The sequence below is a fragment of the Spirochaetae bacterium HGW-Spirochaetae-1 genome, from assembly GCA_002839375.1.
Classification (GTDB): Bacteria; Spirochaetota; UBA4802; order UBA4802; family UBA5550; genus PGXY01.
Window position 1 is genome coordinate 381,387 of sequence record PGXY01000002.1, and the last position, 21,701, is coordinate 403,087.

Annotated in this window: 20 protein-coding genes; 15 read left to right on the top strand and 5 right to left on the bottom strand. The window is 48.1% G+C overall.

The features are described 5' to 3' along the window. Positions 1-13: 13 nt before the first annotated feature. Positions 14-763, bottom strand: a complete 750-nt coding sequence (locus CVV44_03675; GenBank protein ID PKL40716.1) for a hypothetical protein — start codon at positions 761-763, stop codon at positions 14-16. 57 nt (positions 764-820) lie between these two features. Here CVV44_03675 and CVV44_03680 point away from each other — a divergent pair, with 57 nt between their 5' ends. Further along, entirely contained in the window at positions 821-1,666 is an 846-nt protein-coding gene (locus CVV44_03680) for a hypothetical protein (protein PKL40717.1), read from the top strand. Between the two features lie 112 nt (positions 1,667-1,778). After that, on the top strand, positions 1,779-2,021 hold the full coding sequence (locus CVV44_03685; protein PKL40718.1) for a GlsB/YeaQ/YmgE family stress response membrane protein: 243 nt from the start codon (positions 1,779-1,781) through the stop codon (positions 2,019-2,021). A 478-nt stretch (positions 2,022-2,499) separates the two neighbouring features. On the opposite strand, the gene CVV44_03690 is transcribed toward CVV44_03685, so the two are convergent. After that, the gene (locus CVV44_03690) at positions 2,500-4,200 is read right to left on the bottom strand and encodes a pyridine nucleotide-disulfide oxidoreductase (GenBank protein ID PKL40719.1); all 1,701 of its coding nucleotides are present in this window, start codon (positions 4,198-4,200) and stop codon (positions 2,500-2,502) included. A gap of 322 nt (positions 4,201-4,522) precedes the next feature. Here CVV44_03690 and CVV44_03695 point away from each other — a divergent pair, with 322 nt between their 5' ends. From CVV44_03695 to CVV44_03705, 3 genes are all read left to right on the top strand, one after another. Beyond that, a complete protein-coding gene (locus CVV44_03695; protein ID PKL40720.1) occupies positions 4,523-4,981 on the top strand; it encodes a ferric uptake regulation protein in 459 nt (152 codons plus the stop codon). Positions 4,982-5,038: 57 nt separating this feature from the next. After that, positions 5,039-5,326 carry a hypothetical protein gene (locus CVV44_03700; protein PKL40721.1) on the top strand — a complete coding sequence of 96 codons (288 nt, stop codon included), beginning with the start codon at positions 5,039-5,041 and terminating at the stop codon, positions 5,324-5,326. A gap of 113 nt (positions 5,327-5,439) precedes the next feature. Then, positions 5,440-5,646, top strand: coding sequence for a ferredoxin (locus tag CVV44_03705; GenBank protein PKL40722.1), 207 nt, complete (start codon positions 5,440-5,442; stop codon positions 5,644-5,646). A 111-nt stretch (positions 5,647-5,757) separates the two neighbouring features. On the opposite strand, the gene CVV44_03710 is transcribed toward CVV44_03705, so the two are convergent. Next, positions 5,758-8,169: a hypothetical protein gene (locus tag CVV44_03710; protein ID PKL40723.1), complete on the bottom strand. Its 2,412-nt coding sequence runs from the start codon at positions 8,167-8,169 to the stop codon at positions 5,758-5,760. Between CVV44_03710 and CVV44_03715 the strand changes: the two genes are divergently transcribed. From CVV44_03715 to CVV44_03740, 6 genes are all read left to right on the top strand, one after another. After that, positions 8,147-8,902 carry a serine/threonine-protein phosphatase gene (locus CVV44_03715; protein ID PKL40724.1) on the top strand — a complete coding sequence of 252 codons (756 nt, stop codon included), beginning with the start codon at positions 8,147-8,149 and terminating at the stop codon, positions 8,900-8,902. The genes CVV44_03710 and CVV44_03715 overlap by 23 nt on opposite strands. Before the next feature lie 130 nt (positions 8,903-9,032). Next, a complete protein-coding gene (locus tag CVV44_03720) occupies positions 9,033-9,713 on the top strand; it encodes a GntR family transcriptional regulator (protein ID PKL40725.1) in 681 nt (226 codons plus the stop codon). A 38-nt stretch (positions 9,714-9,751) separates the two neighbouring features. Next, positions 9,752-11,584, top strand: coding sequence for an aldehyde ferredoxin oxidoreductase (locus CVV44_03725; protein ID PKL40726.1), 1,833 nt, complete (start codon positions 9,752-9,754; stop codon positions 11,582-11,584). A 102-nt stretch (positions 11,585-11,686) separates the two neighbouring features. Next, on the top strand, positions 11,687-13,207 hold the full coding sequence (locus CVV44_03730) for a hypothetical protein (protein ID PKL40727.1): 1,521 nt from the start codon (positions 11,687-11,689) through the stop codon (positions 13,205-13,207). Positions 13,208-13,221: 14 nt separating this feature from the next. Continuing rightward, entirely contained in the window at positions 13,222-14,589 is a 1,368-nt protein-coding gene (locus CVV44_03735) for an aspartate aminotransferase family protein (GenBank protein PKL40728.1), read from the top strand. 24 nt (positions 14,590-14,613) lie between these two features. Next, on the top strand, positions 14,614-15,483 hold the full coding sequence (locus tag CVV44_03740; protein PKL40729.1) for a hypothetical protein: 870 nt from the start codon (positions 14,614-14,616) through the stop codon (positions 15,481-15,483). A 57-nt stretch (positions 15,484-15,540) separates the two neighbouring features. On the opposite strand, the gene CVV44_03745 is transcribed toward CVV44_03740, so the two are convergent. Further along, the gene (locus CVV44_03745; GenBank protein PKL40730.1) at positions 15,541-17,100 is read right to left on the bottom strand and encodes a hypothetical protein; all 1,560 of its coding nucleotides are present in this window, start codon (positions 17,098-17,100) and stop codon (positions 15,541-15,543) included. Between the two features lie 81 nt (positions 17,101-17,181). Next, a complete protein-coding gene (locus CVV44_03750) occupies positions 17,182-18,531 on the bottom strand; it encodes a hypothetical protein (GenBank protein PKL40731.1) in 1,350 nt (449 codons plus the stop codon). A gap of 297 nt (positions 18,532-18,828) precedes the next feature. On the opposite strand from CVV44_03750, the gene CVV44_03755 reads away from it, so the two are divergent. The 4 genes from CVV44_03755 (at position 18,829) to CVV44_03770 (ending at position 21,701) form a co-directional block, all read left to right on the top strand. Next, the gene (locus CVV44_03755) at positions 18,829-19,503 is read left to right on the top strand and encodes a hypothetical protein (GenBank protein ID PKL40732.1); all 675 of its coding nucleotides are present in this window, start codon (positions 18,829-18,831) and stop codon (positions 19,501-19,503) included. A 6-nt stretch (positions 19,504-19,509) separates the two neighbouring features. Next, positions 19,510-20,100 carry a class I SAM-dependent methyltransferase gene (locus CVV44_03760; GenBank protein PKL40733.1) on the top strand — a complete coding sequence of 197 codons (591 nt, stop codon included), beginning with the start codon at positions 19,510-19,512 and terminating at the stop codon, positions 20,098-20,100. 147 nt (positions 20,101-20,247) lie between these two features. After that, complete coding sequence (locus tag CVV44_03765) at positions 20,248-21,159, top strand: 4Fe-4S ferredoxin (protein PKL40734.1); 912 nt, start codon at positions 20,248-20,250, stop codon at positions 21,157-21,159. 125 nt (positions 21,160-21,284) lie between these two features. Then, entirely contained in the window at positions 21,285-21,701 is a 417-nt protein-coding gene (locus tag CVV44_03770; protein PKL40735.1) for a hypothetical protein, read from the top strand.

Consider the following 21,701-nt stretch of genomic DNA (forward strand, 5'->3'; position numbering starts at 1 on the left):
GCATGAAACGTTTCTACAATTGTCGTCGCAGAACGTAACAATGCCAGTTTTCCCGTGTTTTATGTTCCATGACCAAAAGGCCCTTCGGGGCAAACAAGGCTTCTATTTCGGTTGCACGCAGGTCCGACACACCGCTCAGGATCATAATGCCTCCTTCCATGAGAAGCCGCGAAATGCGGTCCATGTTTTCCAGGATTACCGGCGGCAGCAGGTTTGCCGTTACAAGGTTATAGGTTCCGGAGTTGCCATCAATCGCGTCTTTGCTCATGCCCGGATTGAAAAGTGCAATGTCCGTTACATGGAAGACGATGTTGTGACAGCCGTTTATTTCCGCGTTGGCCCGGGCATTCTCTATCGATTCGGGGAAAATATCCAGAGCTGAAATTTCCGCGCAGCCCATTTTCGAAGCCAGGATTGATAGGATGCCTGTACCGGTGCCGATATCGAGCATGCTCACGCGGTCGCTGCGGAGGAATCGTTCCTCTTTGAGAAGGACGTGCAGTGCGTTGAGACACAGGGCGGTCGTGGGATGTTTCCCGTCGCCGAAGGCCTTCAGCGCGTCAAGATAAAGGATATATGAATACTGTGATCCGGGCTGCCAGGGCGAGGCTACGGGCAGAATGAAAATATCGTCATTGACAGAAAATCCTTTGTAGTCAATATACCACTGTGAAGCGGCAATCTCTTCCTGGAGCTTGTTGAAGACATAATTGCTGTCATCTTCGATGAAAAAGTTTTTAGTTATATTGAAGTTAAATATCATGGTCACTGGTATAAAAATAATTAGATATTTTAATCAACTAAAAAAAAGGAAAATTCAATGGAAATAAAAAAATCAGATGAAACATACCTGCACACGGGACTGATCGGTTTCGGCGCGGCAGGAAAGCTTATCTGTGAGGCTATTCTCATGGGAAGAGCCGGTCGCTGTGTCCTGGATTCTGTACTGACGGGGGACCGATCCGAAGCGGAAGGAATGGGCGAAAGTCTGGATCGCCAGGGTGTGTTCGTCACAGATGATGCCGGAGTTTTTTTTAAGAGGCGGCATGATATTATCATAGAGGCTGCAGGCATACGGGAGCTGACAAAGTATGCGATGCAGGCCCTGGCTAATGATTCGGATCTAATTGTTATGAGCACCGGGGCCCTGGCCGATGAGGGATTTCACCGGGCCCTGAGAAAAAAGGCCGAGGCCGTGAACCGGAACGTATATCTGGCGCCGGGAGCGCTGCCGGGTCTGGACTGGCTCGCTGCCGCGACACTGGCCGAGACAGGCCGTCTTTCCATCACGGTATCAAAGCCTTCCGCGGCATGGACCGGCGTTGCAGAACAGGAGCGTATATCACTCAAATTATCCAGTGAACCCTTCGTGTTTTTTGAGGGGACGGCGAAAGAAGCCGGGGTCGCCTTTCCCGGTTTACACAATGAAGTTATACTGCTGGGCCTGGCGACACTGGGAACGGCCGGTGTGGCGGTGAAACTCATTGCCGATCCCGTGGGGGAATATGCTAAGACGGTCGTCGAATTTGACGGAAGCGCCGGGAAGATGTGCGTGGAACTTTCAGCCAGGAACAGAGGCTCAGGTCCCGAAGCAGAACGTGATGCGGCCCTGTGCGTTGTGAGGCTGCTGCGGAACATGACGGCTGCTGTCAGGTTCGGGGGGTGAGGCCAAACCTTTACGGAATATTTCCCATCTCTCCATTTTTCTATTGCAATATGACCGGAATTGTCGTAGCATTTTGTCAGTAAATATGAATCTATATTACCGGAGGGATATTATGACTGGAATTATCGTGACATTGATAGTAGGTGCCGTGGCAGGATGGCTTGCCGGACTCATTTGGAAAGGGAAAGGTTTTGGACTGCTCTGGAATATCATCATTGGCGTTGCAGGATCATTTATCGGTAGTTTTCTCCTGAGGCTGATCGGCTTGCATGCCTATGGACTCATCGGCTCCATCGTTGCAGCCCTGGCAGGGGCTTTAGTGCTCCTGGCCGTCATCAATCAGATAAAGAAATAATTATTTCAATCAACAGACCATGATGGACATGAGCTTTCCACGGTGGGCGGTTCTGGTCTGCGGTTAGTATCGTAGTATCCGTCATGGCAGGGTATACATGTACCAGGCAGGTCTCACAAGAACATGTTGAATGATCAGAAGTCGGTAATACCAGACACTTGAAGAGACTTGCAGAATGTCTTATTATTCGGACGCCATAGAGTTTTATGCCGGCCAACAACCCGGCAATCACACCCGTAGCCCCGATGCCTACGGGACAGGCTGTGCTGCCGCACACCGGGCAGACGCTGTTCAGCGCCAGAGCTCCTGCGAAGATTGACCACCATCCTGCTAAACGGAGTATGCCTGAAGTGATGATCTTTTTACCGGTTGACTGTACCGAAGAAACATCTGTTTCCGAGCCGGTATCTGGCGCGGAAACAGATGTTGTGTCGAAATGAACTTGTTTCATGAATTAACTCCATGTTTTTGCATAGGCCTATTTTTCCCTGGGGAAAGGCCATGCCATGATACCGCCTTCCATCACTTTTACGTTGGTCCAGCCCCTGCCTTCAAGAATCCTGGCCGCCTCATAACCTCGTAGGGAAATTTTGCAGTAGCATATAATCTCTGCGTTTTTATTAGCAGGGACTTCTTTTAACCGGGTGCGCAGCGCACCAAGCGGAATCAAGCGTTCACCTATGCCGAGACGCATCATTTCATATTCGTCGGGTCCTCTTGTGTCGAGAATGAAGGGCTTCTCACCGGAATCGAGCTTCTTTTTAACCTCTGAACATGAAATTCCCTTCATGCGGCCCTTCAGTTTGTTCTGAATGATATGCGCCGTAGCTATGGAGTGGTCTATAGCAAGGGAGAAGGGCGGTGCATAGGGAAGGTCGGCATTTACCATATCTTCAACGGAAAGGCCTCCTTTTATGGCCATGGCCCATGTGGCAAGTTGTTTGCTTACATCGCCGGGGCCCACGCACTGGGCGCCAAGTATTTTCCCGCTTTTTTTGTCAACGACCAGCTTGGTTACAAGGAGAAGGCCTGTCATGAACCCGGGCTTATCCGGACTGGCGTTTATGACAGTCTCAATATCTGAAAAACCGGAGGCTTGGGCATTTTTTTCAGAAAGGCCCGTGGCTCCTGCACCGAAGTCGAAAACCTTGCATATTCCTGTCTGAATGGTCCCCGGGAACGTCGCTTTATTTCCGGCAGCGGCATTTTCACCTGCAACTCGTCCTTCCAGGTTAGCGAGGTCGCCGTAGGGCGCATGGACCTTCTTGCCGGTTATGAGGTTCACGGATTCAACACAGTCACCGGCCGCATAGATGTGCGGATCTGATGTTTGCATGTATTTGTCTACGATTATGCCTCCGGTCACTCCGATTTCAAGCCCTGCATCTTTTGCGATTTTTGAGTTGGGGTTTACTCCAATGGCTACAATAGCCAGTTCGCAGGGAAGCTCTATGCCGTTTTGGAGCTTCACTCCCGTGAGTTTGCCATTCTCGCCGAGAAACTCGGCAATGCCGTTTTCAGTTATTACATTGGCGTTTTTGCTGCGGACGTGGTTTTCAACTAGTTTTGCCAGCTCCCAATCAAGGAAAGTAAGGAGTTGGGGGAGCATTTCTATGACTGTAATTTCAATTCCCGCGAGCTGTAGAGACTCGCAGGTCTCGATACCGATGAGCCCGCCGCCGATAATGACGGCCTTGGTTATTTTTTTTTCGTCGCGCACTTTTCTCAGGTAATCAGCGTCCTCCATGGATTGAAGTGTGGTGATTCCCTTGAGGTCGGCACCGGGAATAGGCGGCTTCTTTGGTACAGAGCCTGTGGCGATTATAAGCCGGTCATAGGGAATTAATTCTTCTTTGCCGGTTTTCATGTCCTTTATTGTGATGGTTTTTTTCTTTCTGTCTATCTTTGTGGCTTCAGTTTCAGTTTTTGCGACGATTCCCTTGGCGTTAAGATAAAATTTCGGGTCTCGGACAACTCCCGTGGGTGTACACAGGAGCATGTTGCGGTCATCAAAAAATCCGCCCACATAGTAGGGATACCCGCATGATGCCATGGAGAGGTCCGGTGATTTCTGGATAATGATGATATCGGCATTTTCATCGAGACGGCGGGCTTTTGCCGCAGCCTTGGGACCGGCGGCCGATCCGCCGATGACAATTATTCTTTTTTTATCATTCATAAGGAACCCCTGTTTAGTTTTTTCAAATCGTGTAGATATAGAGAAACACGGACTCTTGTATCAATCAGGATGGTGCCCGTTAGACCGGCTTTCTATATTATCATCATTTTTTATTGTATTGTAAGGAAAAGTAATTGTGATTTAAAGCCTTTATGATAATGAAAACTGTTATCATTATCATAAAGTTGTGTCAAGTATATTTCCAGACAATTAAATATTGCGTAAATTGTGCTGTACATACCGTAAAATATAAAAAATTATTGACGAGATTAATAATTTTCGATATATTGATAATGATAATCATTGTCAATAAGGGAAGGAGATGTCAGTGCGGGGAAAAGGAGCCTGGTGGCAAAATCGATTTCATGATATGGGTGCGAGAATAACAGCCCCGAGAGAAATAGTCCTCGATATACTCCATGAGACTGATGATCATGTGAGTGCCGCCGATGTGTATGTGCGGGCACACGCTATAAATCCATCCATGGGACTCACCACAGTTTACCGGACACTGGACATGCTGACCCAGATGGGGATTGTACAGAAATTCGATTTTGGTGACGGAAAGGCCCGTTATGAACTGGTAAATAATCCCGGCGGCAAAAAGCATCATCATCACCTCATATGCCTTCGGTGTAAATCTATCATAGATTATACGGAGTTTCTTGATGACGAATTGGAATTCATTAATAAAACACAAACCAGGCTGTCAAAAAAATATAATTTCAATATCACGGACCATGCTATCAGCTTTTACGGTTTTTGCGAACGATGCAAATAGGTTTTTTTTTAGACTTATAATGAAAATGATTACCATTACTAATAAAATAAAGGAGGTATGATATGCCTGCAGGAGATAGAAAAGGGCCGCTTGGATACGGGCCTGCAACAGGGCGGGGCGCAGGATTTTGTACCGGAAACAGTGTCCCGGTGTATGACAATTCGGCTTATCGCTGTGGTCGCGGACGGGGATTCAGTGGAGGTGGGCGCGGATGGCGCTATAAATATTATGCAACGGGAAATCGTCGATGGGCGAGGGGATACAATACCTCTCAGACCTGGTCCTGGAATGATGGACTCACACCCAATGGTAATATTACTCCGGAGAAAGAAATTGAGGTGCTGAAAAATCAGGCGGAGTTTTTCACAAGGCAGATTGATGTACTGAATGTCAGAATATCAGAGTTGGAAGAGATTGCTTCACGGAATCAGAAAGATGAGGAATGATGTCACGGCTGAATTAAAATTCATATAAAACAAGAAGGAGTACAAAATTTGAAGGTATTAGTGGATACAAATATTTGCGGCGGATGCGGTCTTTGCGCCAGTGAGTGCCCCTGCAAAGCCATCATTATCCGTGAATTCCCGGAAATCGATTATGATCTGTGTACAGGCTGCGGCATTTGCGTCGAATCCTGTCCTCTCAGAGCAATGGCACTGGAGTAAAGCTTTAAAATTTTGTAATATAATAATGTCACTCCCATCAAAATAAACACCGGGGAATAAATATCATCGTCCTTTTGAACATGGAAGAGCAACCGGTTCTTTCAGAAAAAATTAATGGAGCGGCCGAAAGTTCATCACCACGTCCACGACCCGGTCATCTTTGCTGGTATATACCTTGATGCTTTTGCCCGTGTCGTAATCGGGATGGGTGAATCGAAAATAATATGACTGGCCGTTATAGAGACTTCTCAGGAAAATCTTCTTTGAGGAGAGTTTTTCCCAGTCGAGCCATCGCGGTCCTCCCGCTGTTTTCTGAAGTATGAATATCCTGACATCGCTCACGGGTCTGCCGGTATTCCCGTCATTGAACCTGAAGCTGAACGACACGTTGCTGCGGGGAGTGTCGGAATAGGGCGTCTCAACGAGCTTTATGCCCTTTTGTTTTTTTACCGGATCGAGAATAAAGTGCGTCCAGTAGGCCTTGCTGTTAAACTGAATTTTTACCGCGTATGATCCAATGGGGCGGTAAAGGACCGGGCTCGAGAGGATAAGCCGGTTTTCCAGGACGGACTTATCGCCCAGGTCAATGGTGAAATCATCATTCGTCCGGCGTACGTAGTTTTTCGGCGTGAGAATGATTTCTTCGGCGCTGACCTGATTGCTCGCAACGCCGTCAAGGCCGATGAGCCAGGCCCTGAGCCTGAAATCCAGGAGCATGTCGCGGTACCATTGACTGATAAAATCATGGAGCCTTTCCCGAGCCTCTGCCGAACGTTTTGCGTGCAGGGCCGGGTCAAGTTTCGGGTCGGGAAGCGGTGCCAGGCGGGGAAGGGGGAGGCTGTACTGGATCTCCATTCCGCCCATGCTGCTTCGGGCGAATACCCTGTATCGGAGGTCCGTGTAAATGAATCCCGCTGAAATGAGAGCCGCCAGGACCGCGGTGACGAGCGTTATGAGCAGATTTTTCCTGAGGCGTGATTCCCTGAAGCTTTTCAGGAACGATGAATACACGGGCTTCATGCGCACGAGCTCGTCGGCAATTTTGCCCTGGAATACATAGGAGGCAATGCTGCTCTGCACGTCTCCCTGCGTCATCTTTTTCCGGTACCCGTCAAGTTTTTTCTGAAGAACCGATACCTGTTTATATCGTCGGGATGGATTCGTGCGCAGGCATGACAGGAGTATTCTTTTAAAAAATACAGGCAGACCTGCCCCCCTTATTTTCTGAGCGATGCGGCTGTCCTTCAGGCGTTCCGTCATGGCCTGGGCTGATATTTCATTGGTGAAGAGTTTTTCTCCCGTAAGCATTTCGAAGAGGATTATACCCAGGGTGTAAATTTCTGAACGTACAGTCACATCTTTCAGGTTGCCCAGCTGTTCGGGCGACATGTAGGCCGGGGTTCCCATAACGGAGCCGGCCACGGTGAGGTCGGTCTGCGTCTCATCTCCGGCGGATTCACTGAACTGTGCCGAGGAGGCGATGCCGAAATCGATGATTTTCACATCGCCTTTTTTGGAGATGAGAATGTTCTGCGGTTTCAGGTCACGGTGGAGCACATTTTTGGAGTGTGCATATGCCAGGCCCCTGACCACTTCAGACATGATGAGCAGGACAGCCTCGGGTTTTATACGCTTTTTCTTCAGGATGATATCAGAGAGGGGAACGCCGTTGATGTGCTCCATGACGATGTATTTTTTCCCCTCATGGGTAAAGAAGTCGTTGAAAAAGGCTATATTGTCATGACGAAGTGACATCATGATTTGCGCCTCGCGGCGGAATCGCTGGGAGAAATCACGGGTATTTTCCCTCAGTTCCTTCAGGATAACCGTAGTTTTCAGGTCCGGATGGGAGGCCACCAGTATTCGTCCCATGCCCCCGGCGCCGATTTCCTTCAGGATTTTATATTCCTTGATCTTCATAGGCCTCACCGGCGAAATATGATTTAAGATGCAAAGTGAACTCAAATATAGTTTAAAGGGATATGCCCGGTCAAGAAAAGAAATATTTTTTATCCGGTTTTCTAAAATTAAGGAAACAGCCGGTAAAATCTGTTTGACCGCGATAATATTTTTTGTGTAAGTTGAATCCTCAGAGATACAGCGACTTTTAATTATGAATATTAAAAAAATAATTTTGCGAGGATATCTGTCATGGCCGATGAAACCGTATACAAAAGGGCAAAGGGAGCCAAAGACATTTCGGCGGGAGGTGCCGGGTCCGGGACCAGGATCAGGTTTAAGGATCGGGATATAGACGTAAAAAAAATAATCAGGATAGGCCGTGATAAGAGCTGCGACATCGTCATTGATAATGATCCCATGGTTTCGAGAAATCATGCCGTTGTTGAGCTGGAGGCGGGAAAACTTTTTCTCGAGGATAAAGGAAGCACCAATGGAACCTACCTGAATAAAAATCCTCTTCAGCCGGGGAAAAGAGTGGAGGTCAGGAGCGGAGATGTTATTCTTATAGGAAAGACCGAGTTGCAGGTAGTGAAATAGAGTGGCTCTGAAACTGAATACCACATCGGCAGGTTACACCCACCGGGGAAAACGGCCGAACAATGAAGACAGCTTTGCAGCCGATGACAGGCACGGCATTTATATCGTGGCCGACGGCATGGGCGGGGCCCGCGGCGGTGATATGGCCAGCCGGCTCCTGGCCGCCGAGGTAATGGAATATGTATCTTCCCGCTTTGATGATGAAAGTACAGAAACCGGAAACGGTCTTGTGGCGGAAGCGATCCGGTATGCCAATGGCCATATCAATGAAATTGCCCTGCGGGGCGAAGCCCATGCCGGCATGGGGACTACCGCCGTGGTGTGCCTCGTGCGAGGCGACACCCTTTATGCGGGCTGGGTTGGAGACAGCCGCGCTTACTTTCTGCGGGGCGGAAAAATAAAGCGTCTCACCAAAGATCATTCATATGTCCAGTCCCTGCTGGATTCAGGACTCATTACCGAAGAAGAGGCCCGGGAGCATCCCGAGCGTCATGTCATCACCCGCGCCGTGGGCGTGGAGAGCGATGTTGCCGTGGACCTGGTCTCCATTTCCCTCAGGGAGGGCGATTTGATCATTCTTTGCAGTGATGGAGTTCATGGGATGCTTGATGATCGCCTCATGGAGAATATTCTTAAAGTTACGGGGGATTTTACGGAGAAATCCCGCACCCTGGTAGAACGGGCCATTGAAAAGGGGGGCGATGATAATGCCACGGCCCTGGTCATTGCCGTGAAAGGGGAATCTCCGCTGGAATAATATCCTGCCGTTTTTATCCATATATTACCGTTGTACATTTTGTATCGCAGCGATAAGCAGATAATGCTTGACAAAAATACTTTTATTGTATCTGGTATACCAGATACAATAAAAGTACGGGAGCCTCTCCATGGATCTGAATATAAAAAAAATCAAGCAGCCGAAAAGTTTGAGCGACATGGCCTATGAAACTTTGAAGGCCAGTCTGCTTAAAATGGATATCTACCGTCTTCCCGATGACGGTAAACTCGATGAACGCGACCTGGCTGAAAAACTCGGCGTAAGCCGCACGCCCCTTCGTGAAGCCATCAGCCGCCTGGTTATGGAAGGATTTCTCTCTGTCGCTCCCCGCAGGGGAATTTACGTGGTGAGGAAATCCAAGGAAGAGATAATCGAGATTCTTATCGTGCGTTCCGCCCTGGAAGGCATGGCCGCCCGTCTCGCTGCGGTAAATGCAACGGCCGCGGATATCGCAGAACTAAAAGCCATATTTGCGCCTTTTGATTCCCCGGTTGTCAAGGAACAGTTTCTTGAATATTCAACGGCCAATGTGGATTTTCATGAACTGGTACTGAAGCTGAGCGGTTGCCGTTTACTTATCGATATGGCCAATAATCTCCATGAACACATGCGGTGGATTCGGTTCAGGTCTGCCATGTTCGATGAGAGGCTTCCATCCATTCATCGTGAACACGGCGCGATCATCAACGCTATAGAAAATGGTGAAGAGGCCGCGGCAGAGCGGCTCATGCGGGAGCATATTGAGGGCCTGGCTGAATTTATTGACGAGCGAGGGGATAATTTTTTATAAAGATATTATTTTTACGAATACGGAATGAGGCGGAAAACATGCACGGTTACCATGGAAAAATTTTAAATATAAACCTAACCTCCGGTGATATTGTCGTGGAAAGATTCAGTGAGGTATTTGCAAGAAAATTTCTTGGAGGGAACGGTTTTGCCGCGGCCATAATCGGCAGCAAGGTCCCGGCCCAGGCAGATCCATTTTCACCGGAGAATGTCCTGGTTTTCGCCACGGGTCCCTTCACCGGGTCTGGATTCTGGTCCTCGTCAAGGGGACACTGCGCTGCCATTTCACCCCTTACGGGCTATTTCGCCGATTCAAACTTCGGCGGCGCCTTCGCCATGGCCTTCAAGAGATCTGGCTATGATGCCGTTGTTCTTACGGGAAAAGCTAAGGAACCGGTCTATATTTTTATAGATAACGACAGGGTTGAACTGAAAAACGCCGGTTCGCTCTGGGGTAAAACTGTTTCCCAGGCTCATGCCGTGATTGTGGAACACGAAGGAGGCTCGTGTGAAACGGCCCTCATCGGTCCCGGCGGCGAGAACGGCGTGCTCTATGCCGCGATCATGTGCAGCGGCGCCAGGCTCAGTGCCGCCGGCAGGGGCGGACTGGGAGCGGTCATGGGAGCGAAGAATTGTAAAGGACTGGCCGTGCGGGGTTCCCGGGAAATAACCATTGCCGATGGGGAAAAACTTAAAGGGCTGTTGAAGGCCGGTATGGCCGATCTTAAGGAAAAGACCAGGCCCCTGACTGAGACGGGCACACCGGTCCTGGTGGATACGATCAATGGCAAAGGGAAGCTGGGAACGAGAAACAACAGCGGTGAGGTTTTTGAGAGAGCCGGTCAGATCAATGGAAAGACAATTATAACTGGCTATAAAGTAAAGAACGTTGCTTGTCATGGATGCCCCGTGGCATGCGGAAAGACCGTGCGTGTCCCCGACGGTGAGTTCTCCGGGGAGACGGTGAAAATGCCGGAATACGAAACCATTTATTCCCTGGGCTCCATGCTTGATAATGGCGACCTGGCGTCAATCTTCAATGGCAATGCCATGTGTGATGAAATGGGTATCGACACCATCAGTTTCGGTGTTACACTGGCTTTTCTCACGGAATGTGTGGAGAAAAATATTATTGGAAATACAAAAGAACCTGTCATGGATCTGTTATTCGGTGACGGGCAGCCCCTGGCTGCGCTGGCGAAGGCGGCGGCATTTAAAGAAGGTCATCTCGGAGCGCTCCTGGCCATGGGTTCGGAAAAGGCCGCTGATCTTCTGGGTGGAGACGCGTGGAAGCTGCTCTACAGCGTCAAGGGTATGGAAATCGCAGGGCACAGTGCGCGGGGGCTCAGGAACATGGGCCTTGCCTATGCCACGTCTACCAGGGGAGGAAGTCATCACGATGCCCGTCCATCGTATTATCCCAATGATCCTGCCGAAGACCCGGGCTTTGACCATCAGCCCGAATACTGCGTTAACAGTCAGCACAATACGGCCCTGGGTGATTCCCTGGTAATATGCCGTTTTGTCCAGGAGCGCGCCCTGGGAACACAGATAAATGACGCATATCTGCCTTTTATAAGCAGCATAACGGGCTGGGACATGGAACTTGATGAACTGAAAAGATGCGGTGAACGTATCTATAACCTGGAGAGATTGATCAATATGAAAAGGGGTGTTTGCCGATCAAAGGATGTCCTTCCCTATCGTGTGACCAATGAACCCATTCCGGCAGGGCCGTCCCGGGGATGGTTTTGTCCCGTGGAGAAACTCGACGCCCTGCTTGACGCCTATTATGGACTGCGCGGGTGGTCCAATGACGGGACAGTGACCCCGGAAAAGGCGAGGGAACTGGGACTTGAGGAATATTTATGACAAGTGAGTCCCGGATAATATAATTCCGGATGTTCCCGTATATGATTTAATGCGTATACCGGATTCTTTTAGTGCCCATAATTAAATTGCGAGGAGATATTAATGAGTGATCGGGAAAATAATGTCAGCTGCGAAACCGGTGAATCATGGTGGAAAAAAGGAAACGGATTATATTTCAGACTTGGTTTTTTTATTCTTTCTGTCATAGTCATGGCGGTGATACTTCTTCTGCCTGAACCGACTGCCATTGATACGGGAACAAAATTGGTCGGTCTCGGCGGCAAAGGCAAGGCCACACTTGCCGTTCTGTCCCTGGCGGTAATTCTGTGGATAACCGAGGCGCTGCCCTTTGCCATAACGGGGCTCCTTGCCATGTCCCTGCTCGTTGTGACCAAGGCGGCCCCCTTCAAACAGCTGGTTAATGACGGATTCGGCAATCCCATAATTCTCTTTTTTTTGGGTGTCCTGATACTTTCAGCGGCAATTGCAGATACTACCATCATGAGGCGTATTGCCGCCTTCGTACTGTACAAGCTGGGGCACAGTCCATCTCTCATAATCCTGTCCTTTCTCATTGTCGGTTCATTCATATCCGGCTGGGTTACCGACATGGCAGTGGCTGCCATGCTCATGCCAATAGGTGTTTCCATCCTCAGGGACGCGCGTCTGGAGCCCCTGAAAAGTAATTTCGGACGTTCTCTCATGATTTCCTGTGCCTGGGGCCCCCTGATCGGCGGAATATCAACACCGGCAGGCTGCGGCCCCAATCCCCTGACCATGGGTTTTCTCAAGGACCTGGCCGGCGTGAATTTCACCTTTCTGCAGTGGATGGCCCTGGGTTTTCCGGCTATGATTCTCATGATCCCGGCGGCATGGGTTACCCTGGTAAAGGTTTTTCCCCTGGAAAAAATTAACCTGACTATCTCCAGAGATGATTATGCGAAACAGAAGCTGGAAATGGGTGGACTGACAAAAAAAGAGGGAGCCGTGCTGATAATTCTGGCCATAACAATTTTTCTCTGGATAATGGAACCTTTCATAAATGACTGGACCGGTGGTGTCATCGATTATCTTGATATATCATTTGTAGCTGTCACCTGCGGGTTGTTATTTTTTATTCCCGGTATTGAAACCATTACCTGGAAAAAGGCCGAGAGCAGCATCAGCTGGGGCGGCATTATCCTCATTGTGAGCGGGCTTTCCATGGGCATGGCCATTTACAAGACCGGTGCGGCTGAATGGATCGCCTGGATTTCCTTTCATTCTATCGGGGGACTTCATCCAGCCCTCATCATATTCATAATAGTCCTGGGAGTTTCCCTGATGAAAGTAATTTTTTCCAGCAATACGGTTACCGGGATAATAGTGGTGCCCCTCCTCATAGCACTGGCGAAAAATCTCGGTCTTGACCCGGTGCTTCTGGCCATTCCGGCCGGGATTACATCATCGCTGGCATTTATACTGGTCACATCAACACCCACGAATGTCATTCCCCATTCGTCGGGATATTTTACCATCGGCGATATGGCAAAGGCCGGTGTTTTTATGACAATTTTCTCATCGGTGAGCGTGACGATATCAGTATACTTTATGAGTATGTTCATCGGTATAATTAAATTTTAACACCTGGAGGGCATATGGAGGATATGCGTATTATTCCGTCATCTAAAGAGGATCTCGACAACTATGAAGTGAATAATTTATTTCACTCCTGGTCATTTCAGCCGGTGGCATCACCAATGCGGGTAGTTTCAGCTAAAGGCGTACGGTTTCTAACGGAAGACGGACGGGAACGTCTCGATTTCAGTTCCTGTTTTGTCAGTCATAATATAGGCCATCAGGACCCGCGGGTTATCGATGCAATAAAAAAGCAGGCCGATATGATCACATCCTTTGCGCCAAGCATGTCGACAAAACCCAGGGCCATGCTGGCGAAGCTCCTGGAAATGGTGACGCCCGGTGATCTGTCGCGGTCCTTCATATCCCTGGGAGGGACTGAGGCCAATGAAGCGGCCATAAAAATCGCACACCAGTTTACCGGAAAATTTAAAATTTTATCCCGGTACCGGAGTTATCACGGGGCTACGGCGGCATCCATGACACTATCTCCCGGGGATGCCCGGAACTGGGCCCAGCACCAGGGCGGAACGGAATATGTCCGTGTTCCACAGCCTTACTGTTATCGCTGCATGTTCGGGCTTTCGTATCCAGCCTGTGATATGCGATGTGTCAGGTATATAGACGAAGTCATGGAACTTGAAGGCGGCAATGAAAAAGTGGCTGCCGTCATTGTGGAACCCGTAACGGGAGCCAACGGCATTATCGTTCCGCCGAAAGAGTATTTTCCCGAACTTCGTACCGTGTGCGACAAACACGGAGTGCTTCTTATAGCCGACGAGGTGATGACGGGATTCGGGCGAACGGGACGCTGGTTCGCCATGGATCACTGGAATACCGTTCCCGATATCATGACCTTGGCCAAGGGAATGACGAGCGGGTACCTTCCCATAGGGGCTACCGTTGTACGGAAGCATATCGGAGATCATTTCAAAACACACTTCTTCAGTCACGGTGCCACTTATGCAGGTCATGCCCTTGCCTGCGCCGCGGCCCTGCGCGTTATTTCGATATACGAAGAGGACGCTCTTATTGAAAATTCGGCGAAGATGGGAGCCTATCTTCTGGAAAAAGCGCTTGAATTAAAGGAACGGCATCGCAGTATAGGCGATGTGAGGGGTCTCGGTCTTTTTGTCGGACTTGAACTGGTGAAAAACAGGAAGACCCGTGAGCCCATAATGCCCCTTGACGCCAAGATCCGATCCGGCATGAATCCGAAAATGGAAGTGGCGAAACGGCTGGGTGAACTGGGAATGATGGCTATGGCTGCCAACCCGGGAAATGTCATAGCCATGGCGCCTCCACTCATCATTACAAAAGATGAAATCGATGAAGGCGTTTCTATAATGGACAAGGCGCTGGAAGTGGCCGACGCTCACGCCGAATAATCAGCACCGGGCACGGAGTGATGCATGAATTATAATTTCGAGAAACCCTTTACCAGGGTATGGTTTAAAAACTATTTTCTCATACTTCAGGGCTCCGTCATACAGTCCATCGGGTATACCCTGTTTCTCGTGCCAAACAAGATAGTGCCCGGTGGGCTCTACGGGGTCGCCACCATACTTTATCATCGGTATCATCTGCCCGTGGGAACCATGGTCTTTGTCATGAATATTCCTCTCATCATATGGGGAATCCGTGTCCTGGGCCCCCGCTTTGGCGCCAAGACCATAGTCGGAATTGTTCTCACTTCTCTTTCCACGGACCTGATCATCTATGCCATCGGTGTTCCCGAACTGAGCGGCGATCTCCTGGTACAGTCCATTATCGGCGGTATTCTGGTGGGATACGGTGTGGCACTCATTTTCAAAACCATGGCAACAACGGGCGGTGTTGAAATTGCCGCGCAGATATTTAATTCCTGGTACAAGATTTCCGTGGGGAAATCCATACTGTTTATGAACTCGGCCGTAATTCTTGCCGGCGTGGTTCTGTTCCGTGATCTCAACATGGCTATCTATTCGGCCGTTTCTGTCTACGCCATTTCGAAAGTCATGGACGTATCTCTCGAGGGCATGTCGTATTACAAGGGGATACTCATCCTTTCAGAGCGTTACGATGATATAAAGGATAAAATCCGGACCGATATGCAGAGGGGATTTCTCCTTCTGGACGGGAAGGGGCTTTTTGATGACCGGGAACGGAGAATCATCATCTCGGCGCTCACAAGGAGAGAACTGGCCTTTTTAAAGGAGTATCTTAAATCGCTCGATGAGGATATTTTCTTCGTGGTATTCAACGCCCATGAGATCGTGGGAAAGGGATATCAGCGCTTCTGAAAGCGTCCGTGAGACTGAATTGAATTTCGGTGTGAAGGGCCGCAGATATGGACTGTTTTATTCCTGGATAAAATGAATCGTTGTTTCCAGGTTGTCGGATAGCTCCGATATTTTTTTTGAATCCTCGGAAATTTTTTCCGATTCCATGACCGTTGACTGGTTGGCCTCGTTTATTTCAGCGATTGATTTCAGTATCTCACTGAAGGCGTCGCGCTGCTCATCAATGGCGCTTTTTATGGACCCCGACTTGTCCATGACAAGGTCTACCTGAACATTGATGTTTGAGCTCACCGATATCTGTTTTCCCACGTATTCCGTGGTCCTGTTCATCATGCCGGCAATGGAATCGATGCTTTCTATGACGCTGCTGATTTTATCGATGACCTCCATGACATCGGCCATGCCGCGGTTTATCTCGTCATTATTGGACTTGATGTATTTGTCAATTTCTTTGATGCTCGAAGCAGTCTGGTCGGCCAGCTTCGATACTTCGTCGGCAACCACGGCAAAACCTCTTCCCGCATCACCGGCCCTGGCAGCTTCGATCGAGGCGTTCAGGGACAGGAGATTGATTTGGTCCGAGATATCGTTTATGATGCCGATGATGTTGGCTATATCCTTGGAACTTTCAATAATATTGCTCAAACTCGTGTTCATTTTTTTAAGGGACACTTCCCCGGCCGAGGCCTCGGTCGCTATGCTGGTCGTAACATCCAGGGTCTCCCGCGTGATGACGCCGACATCATTGGTAATACTGGACATGTCCTGTATATCCCTGACCAGGTCAGTCATGGTGCTCACCTGGTCCTGGGAAGACCGGGACATATTCTCCATGCCGGCAGTGATCTCTTCTATGGCCGAGGTAATTTCCTCCACGGAAGCGGCCTGGTTCTGCGATGTATCGAGAAATTTAGTCGACGTACCGGTCAGGCTGTGGGAGAGTCCCGAGAGATCTTTTGATGTGCTCTGAGCCGATTTAAAGAGCCTGTTGATTATATCGTATTGTTCGCTGTTTCGCTCCAGCTCTTCACTTAGTTTTTGCAGCGCTTTTTGAAAAATGCCGTGAATGAGAAGTGATAATATTGTCACCAGCACAATGGAAAAAAGAATGTATATAAATCCGGTTTTTGCCGCTTCGAGTTCATTTCCCGTAAGCCTGGCTTTGAGCATCATGAACAGGGCGATATTATTTATTCCTGTTACGGTTGTCCAGAACAGAATAACTCCCCGTTTTGCGAAAAGAGTGGCAAGGACAATTGTAGCAAGGAGAAAATAGAAATTTGAAGAAAATACCATGTGTGGCTGTTTTATGGCTTTACCATAGAGAGAGAGCGAGAGCGATAAGAATATAACAGATACGAGGATATTTGCTGCCAGGGAATATTTGCCCATCCTGAGGAAAACAAGTGTCACTGTAATGCAAATACACAGAACGAGGAGAACGGGCCCGGCAAAAAGCATTGTTTTGGGACTGAGAAAAAGTATGGCAAAAAAAAGCAGAACCACTATTGTGCCGAGAACCAGGCAGAAGTAAAGAAGGGCCTGGGTAAGTTTCTGCTTCTGGAAAGATGAATCGGCATATTTTGAAAGAAAGTAGTTTTGAATTTGGTTTGCCACTTTTTAACTCCTCGTACATGTATATGCTGCTATTACATGATGTCAAATTTAGCGCAATATATAATAAAATGAATATACAAATCAAGTCAATTTATTTAAATTATTTTCCTCTATCCTGTCGAGGATATGTCCATGCATCTGTTCATCAATAGGATAGAATTTCAGGATAATGAGACCGGTACAGATGAATGAACAGGGGATTATCGTCATAAGAAAAATTATTCCGTTTCTCGTGACGGCGGTTTGGACAGTATGGGGAATATATCCTGCCAGGTCCAGTCCAAGGCCGCAGATGAGGCCGGTCAGTGCTGCTGATACATTAAAAAAAAGTACAAAATAACCGTAGAGCATACCTTCATTACGCTGTCCCGTTTTCCACTGCTGATATTCCACCGTGTCGGGTACCATGGACCAGGGAAGGAGGAAGGCCGACGAAAGGCCGGCACCGGCAAGAATGAAGAAAATCATGGAAACAGGCATCGACTGTTCTCCGGTAAAAAATGATAATAAGAGGGTCATTGCGACCAGAGCCATGCCCATCATGAATGAGCGCTTTTTGCCGTATTTTTTTGAAAGAATTAGCATGATAGGCATAGCTGCCGCTGCGCTGATGAAAACAGAACTGAAAGCTACGGGAATCAGGTCTTCGCGGCGCAGGTTATATTTGAAATAGTAGTTCATAGTGGTGGCCAGGATGTTCGTGCCCAGCATAAAAAACATACTGGAGGAAGCCAGGATGAGAAAGGGGCGATTATGCACGAGGAGGGTCAAGTCCTTAAATAAACCGCCTTTTCTATCGGGATATTCGGGAATGTGCTTTTCTTTTGTACAAAAAAATGTGATGAACAGTATCATGGCGGCTGCTGTGCCAAAAAGTAGAGCCGTAGTCCTGAAACCTTCCAGTTCGAGGGCAAACAGTGAAATCAGGGGTTTCATAAGACCGGCTGCGATAAGGGTCCCGGTAATGGCGAAGATCATCCGGTATCCCGATATCACCGATCTTTCATGCGTGTCCTGGGAGAGCACGGCCGAGAGGGAGCTGTAGGGGATGGCCGTGATACTGAAAGCGATGAAAAAAAAGAGTGATGTGGCAAAGGCATACCAGGGCCGAAGATCGGCCGGCAGATCCGGTGACGCAAAGACCAGGAAAAAGGATAATCCCAGGGGGATTGCACCGAAGAGGATGTAGGGGCGTTTCTTTCCCCAGCGGGTGGAGGTCCGGTCCGAAACAGCACCGATGACAGGATTAAAGAGTGCCTGCAGAAGGCGGGAAACAAGGATGATGAATCCCGCCGACGCGGAACCGAGGTGATATACATCGGTATAATAATAGAGCAGATACAGTATAACACTGTTGATAAGAATCTGTATGGCCAGATCGCCTGAACCATATCCAAGTTTGATGCGTATAGATAATGTTTCTTTATTCATTGATTTTAAGGCAGGAAACCAAATCCCATTCTATCAGCCTGATCTGAATGACAATAATTTCTCCCGATTGTAAAGCGCTTTTTGAAAAGAATTGAAAAACCAGATTTAAATACGAGCACTTCCCCTTAAAATATTGTATTGACATAAGTGGTCTTTTGCAACTATTTATAAAATAGTTTTCTGTGCGGCAATATCTGATAAAACCGGTATAGACAATTTATAAATTATGGTAGATGCCGGTTGTTAAAGGCGCATATTACAAAGATTTTTAAATGAAATAAATGACATGAAACAGATATGGGGACTGATCCGGTGATAATAAGCAGGAAAAACATGAAAACTCGGGCCAGGACAGAAGAGGATAAGCTGATAAAAAAAAGACGCCTTCTGGACTCGGCAAAGAAACTTTTTTCCCTTCACGGGTACCAGGGAACATCGGTGGGAATGATCACGGAAAATGCAGGCGTGAGCACCGGAACATTTTATCTCTACTTTAAAAGCAAGCCTGAAATATATCGCATTCTCAACATAGAGGGAATCGATATACTCCACGGGTACATCAAGGAGTCCATCTCACAGGCGGGAAGCGATGCTGCCGGCAGGTTGTCCGCCATCGCCGGGGCCTATTTTAATTTTTATCGTGAATATCGCGAGTACTACGATATCATAGCCATTCTTCACCTGGGGCAGGAGGAATTTTTCCGGGACACCAGCATGCTCCAGGCTGTTGAGGAAAAGACCGTGCATCTTCTATCACTTTTGCAGGCTGTAATTGAAGAGGGAATAAAAAGCGGTGATTTCAAACCAGTAGATGCGCGTAAAACCACCACGGTTCTGTGGGCCACCATGGACGGAATACTGCTGCTGGAAAAGCGGAATGTCATGAATATTATTAATGAATCATTGGATGACATTGTGAAAGAATCCATTGAGATGGCTTTCCGCGGTATCATTAAGAAGAAAGGAGAATGACGGGTCATGAAATCACCTATGCCCGGAGATGATCATTACCGGCTTTTTGACCGCATTTCATTTTTTTATAACTGGTTTTTCCCATATCAGGTGCGATGGTACAGAACTATAATTGAGCGGAACATGGAATTCCTGAAAGGCAATACGTCATTTCTTGATGTGGGCTGCGGTACCGGGGCCTTTGCCTATGCCCTGCGGGAAAAGGGCTTTGATGTTACCGGAGTTGACAGGGCTGCCTCCATGGTCAGACGGGGACACAAAAATGATTTGCCCTGCATAATCGGTGATATTTTTACCGGTCTGCCTTTCAAAGACAAGACCTTTAGTGCTGTATCGGCCGCGTATGTGGCTCATGGTTTTCCTTCAGAACAGCGCATTCTTCTTTACCGGGAATGTGCCCGAATTGCCCGGAATATGGTACTCTTCCACGATTTTAATCAGGTAAGAAGGCTTTCTATCACCCTTATTGAAAAGCTTGAGGGAAGCGATTATGTTAATTTCATCCAGTCCGTTCCCCAAGAGATGGAATCTGTTTTTTCCTCTGTCGCTGTTATCAAAACAGGGCCTGTAAACAGCTGGTACCTGTGCATACCCTGAAATAATCACTGTTATAATGATGCCATAGGTGTACCTCCCGTGCAGAAATTTTCTTGACTCCTGCTCTAATAAGGTATTAATGGACCTGACGCGTCAGGTCCATTAATACCTGAAGCAGTTAATTAAACTAAAACGGGAGTTATAGATATGAAAGAAACGACAAAATCTCTCTACAGGCTCCATGGCTGGAAACATCTCATTATGTTCGCCGACGGATATCTCTATCTCAAATACATCAGTATCTATGTTAAAATTATTGAAAGGGCTTTTAAGCTTCTGGGGCTTGTGATCAATAGATACAATAAAATCCTGTTTATACCCGTGATAAAATATGTGACACAGCGGTATCATGGCAAAGTGATGTCTCTGGGTGATGCGGAAAAAATCATCAATCTTGATTGTGATGTAACAGTTCCCTATGAACTGGCTAAAACCGTCATTCCCTTTGAACGGGCAAATCAGATCATATTGAGGAATCCCCATTCGATTGTGGCCGTTGACTGCGCATGCCGCAATGCCAAGGGCCATGAATGCCAACCTGCCAACAAATGTCTTATGATTGGTGAACCCTATTCCTCTTTTATGCTTGAGCACAATAAGAAAGGAAATCCGACTAGACTGACAAGGGATGAAGCCCTGGCATTGATGAGAACATGCAAGGAAAAAGGATATGTTACAAACGCCTATTGCAAGGACGGCGTTGGACAGCAGATGTACGCCATATGCAACTGCTGCCCTGATTGCTGTGTCGCTATCAGCGGTCATAACTTCTTTCAAAAGATTGGAGTCAGCCATAGTCCCGTCGCCCATGGAGGCTATGTGGCGGTCGTTGACCATGCAAAATGTCGTGGGAACGGTACCGTGGCGAAAATGTGCCCCTTTGGCGCCATTTCTATGGATGACCGAAAACCTGTTATAGATGAAGGACTGTGTATGGGATGTGGAATATGTGTGGCAAATTGCCCGGCGCAGGCTATTTACCTTGAAGCTGCTGCCGGCAAGGGAGTTCCCCTGAACATCCATGATCTGGTTCCTTCCTCGGGGCCGCATGTGATGTAAATTCCCGGTTTTACCGGGGAATACACCCCAATGTATTGACAAATTCTGCGTGAGGCTGTACACTCGATGACTGACATGGAGTTCCTGCTTTAAGACAGGTCCTCCATGCACCGCTGGAGTGACAGATGAAAAAAAAGACCCTGTTTCTCGTTCCTGCGGTGATGAGCCTGCTTCTTTGCTCGTCACCGCAAAAAAATAGTACCGGCATCGTCGAAGTACCCTCTGAAAAGGCAGCGGCCGCTTTGCTGCATTATACTCTGCCGACCTTTTATATCACCACCTGCGACCGGAATGCCAGGATGGGCTCCCTGTCACTGACATTGATGTATATAAATAATGATGATATTACCTGGAAGATTAAACTGAAGATAGATGAAATCAATGATGCAATAGACGGACTGCTGAAGGGAAAACAGTACAATGACCTTGACTCAGATGAAGACGTGCATAAACTGATCAATGAGATTGAAAAAAAGATAAATGAAATTCTTCTCACCGGGGAGCTTGTCTCAGTCAGGCTTGAAAACATACTCATAGATTAA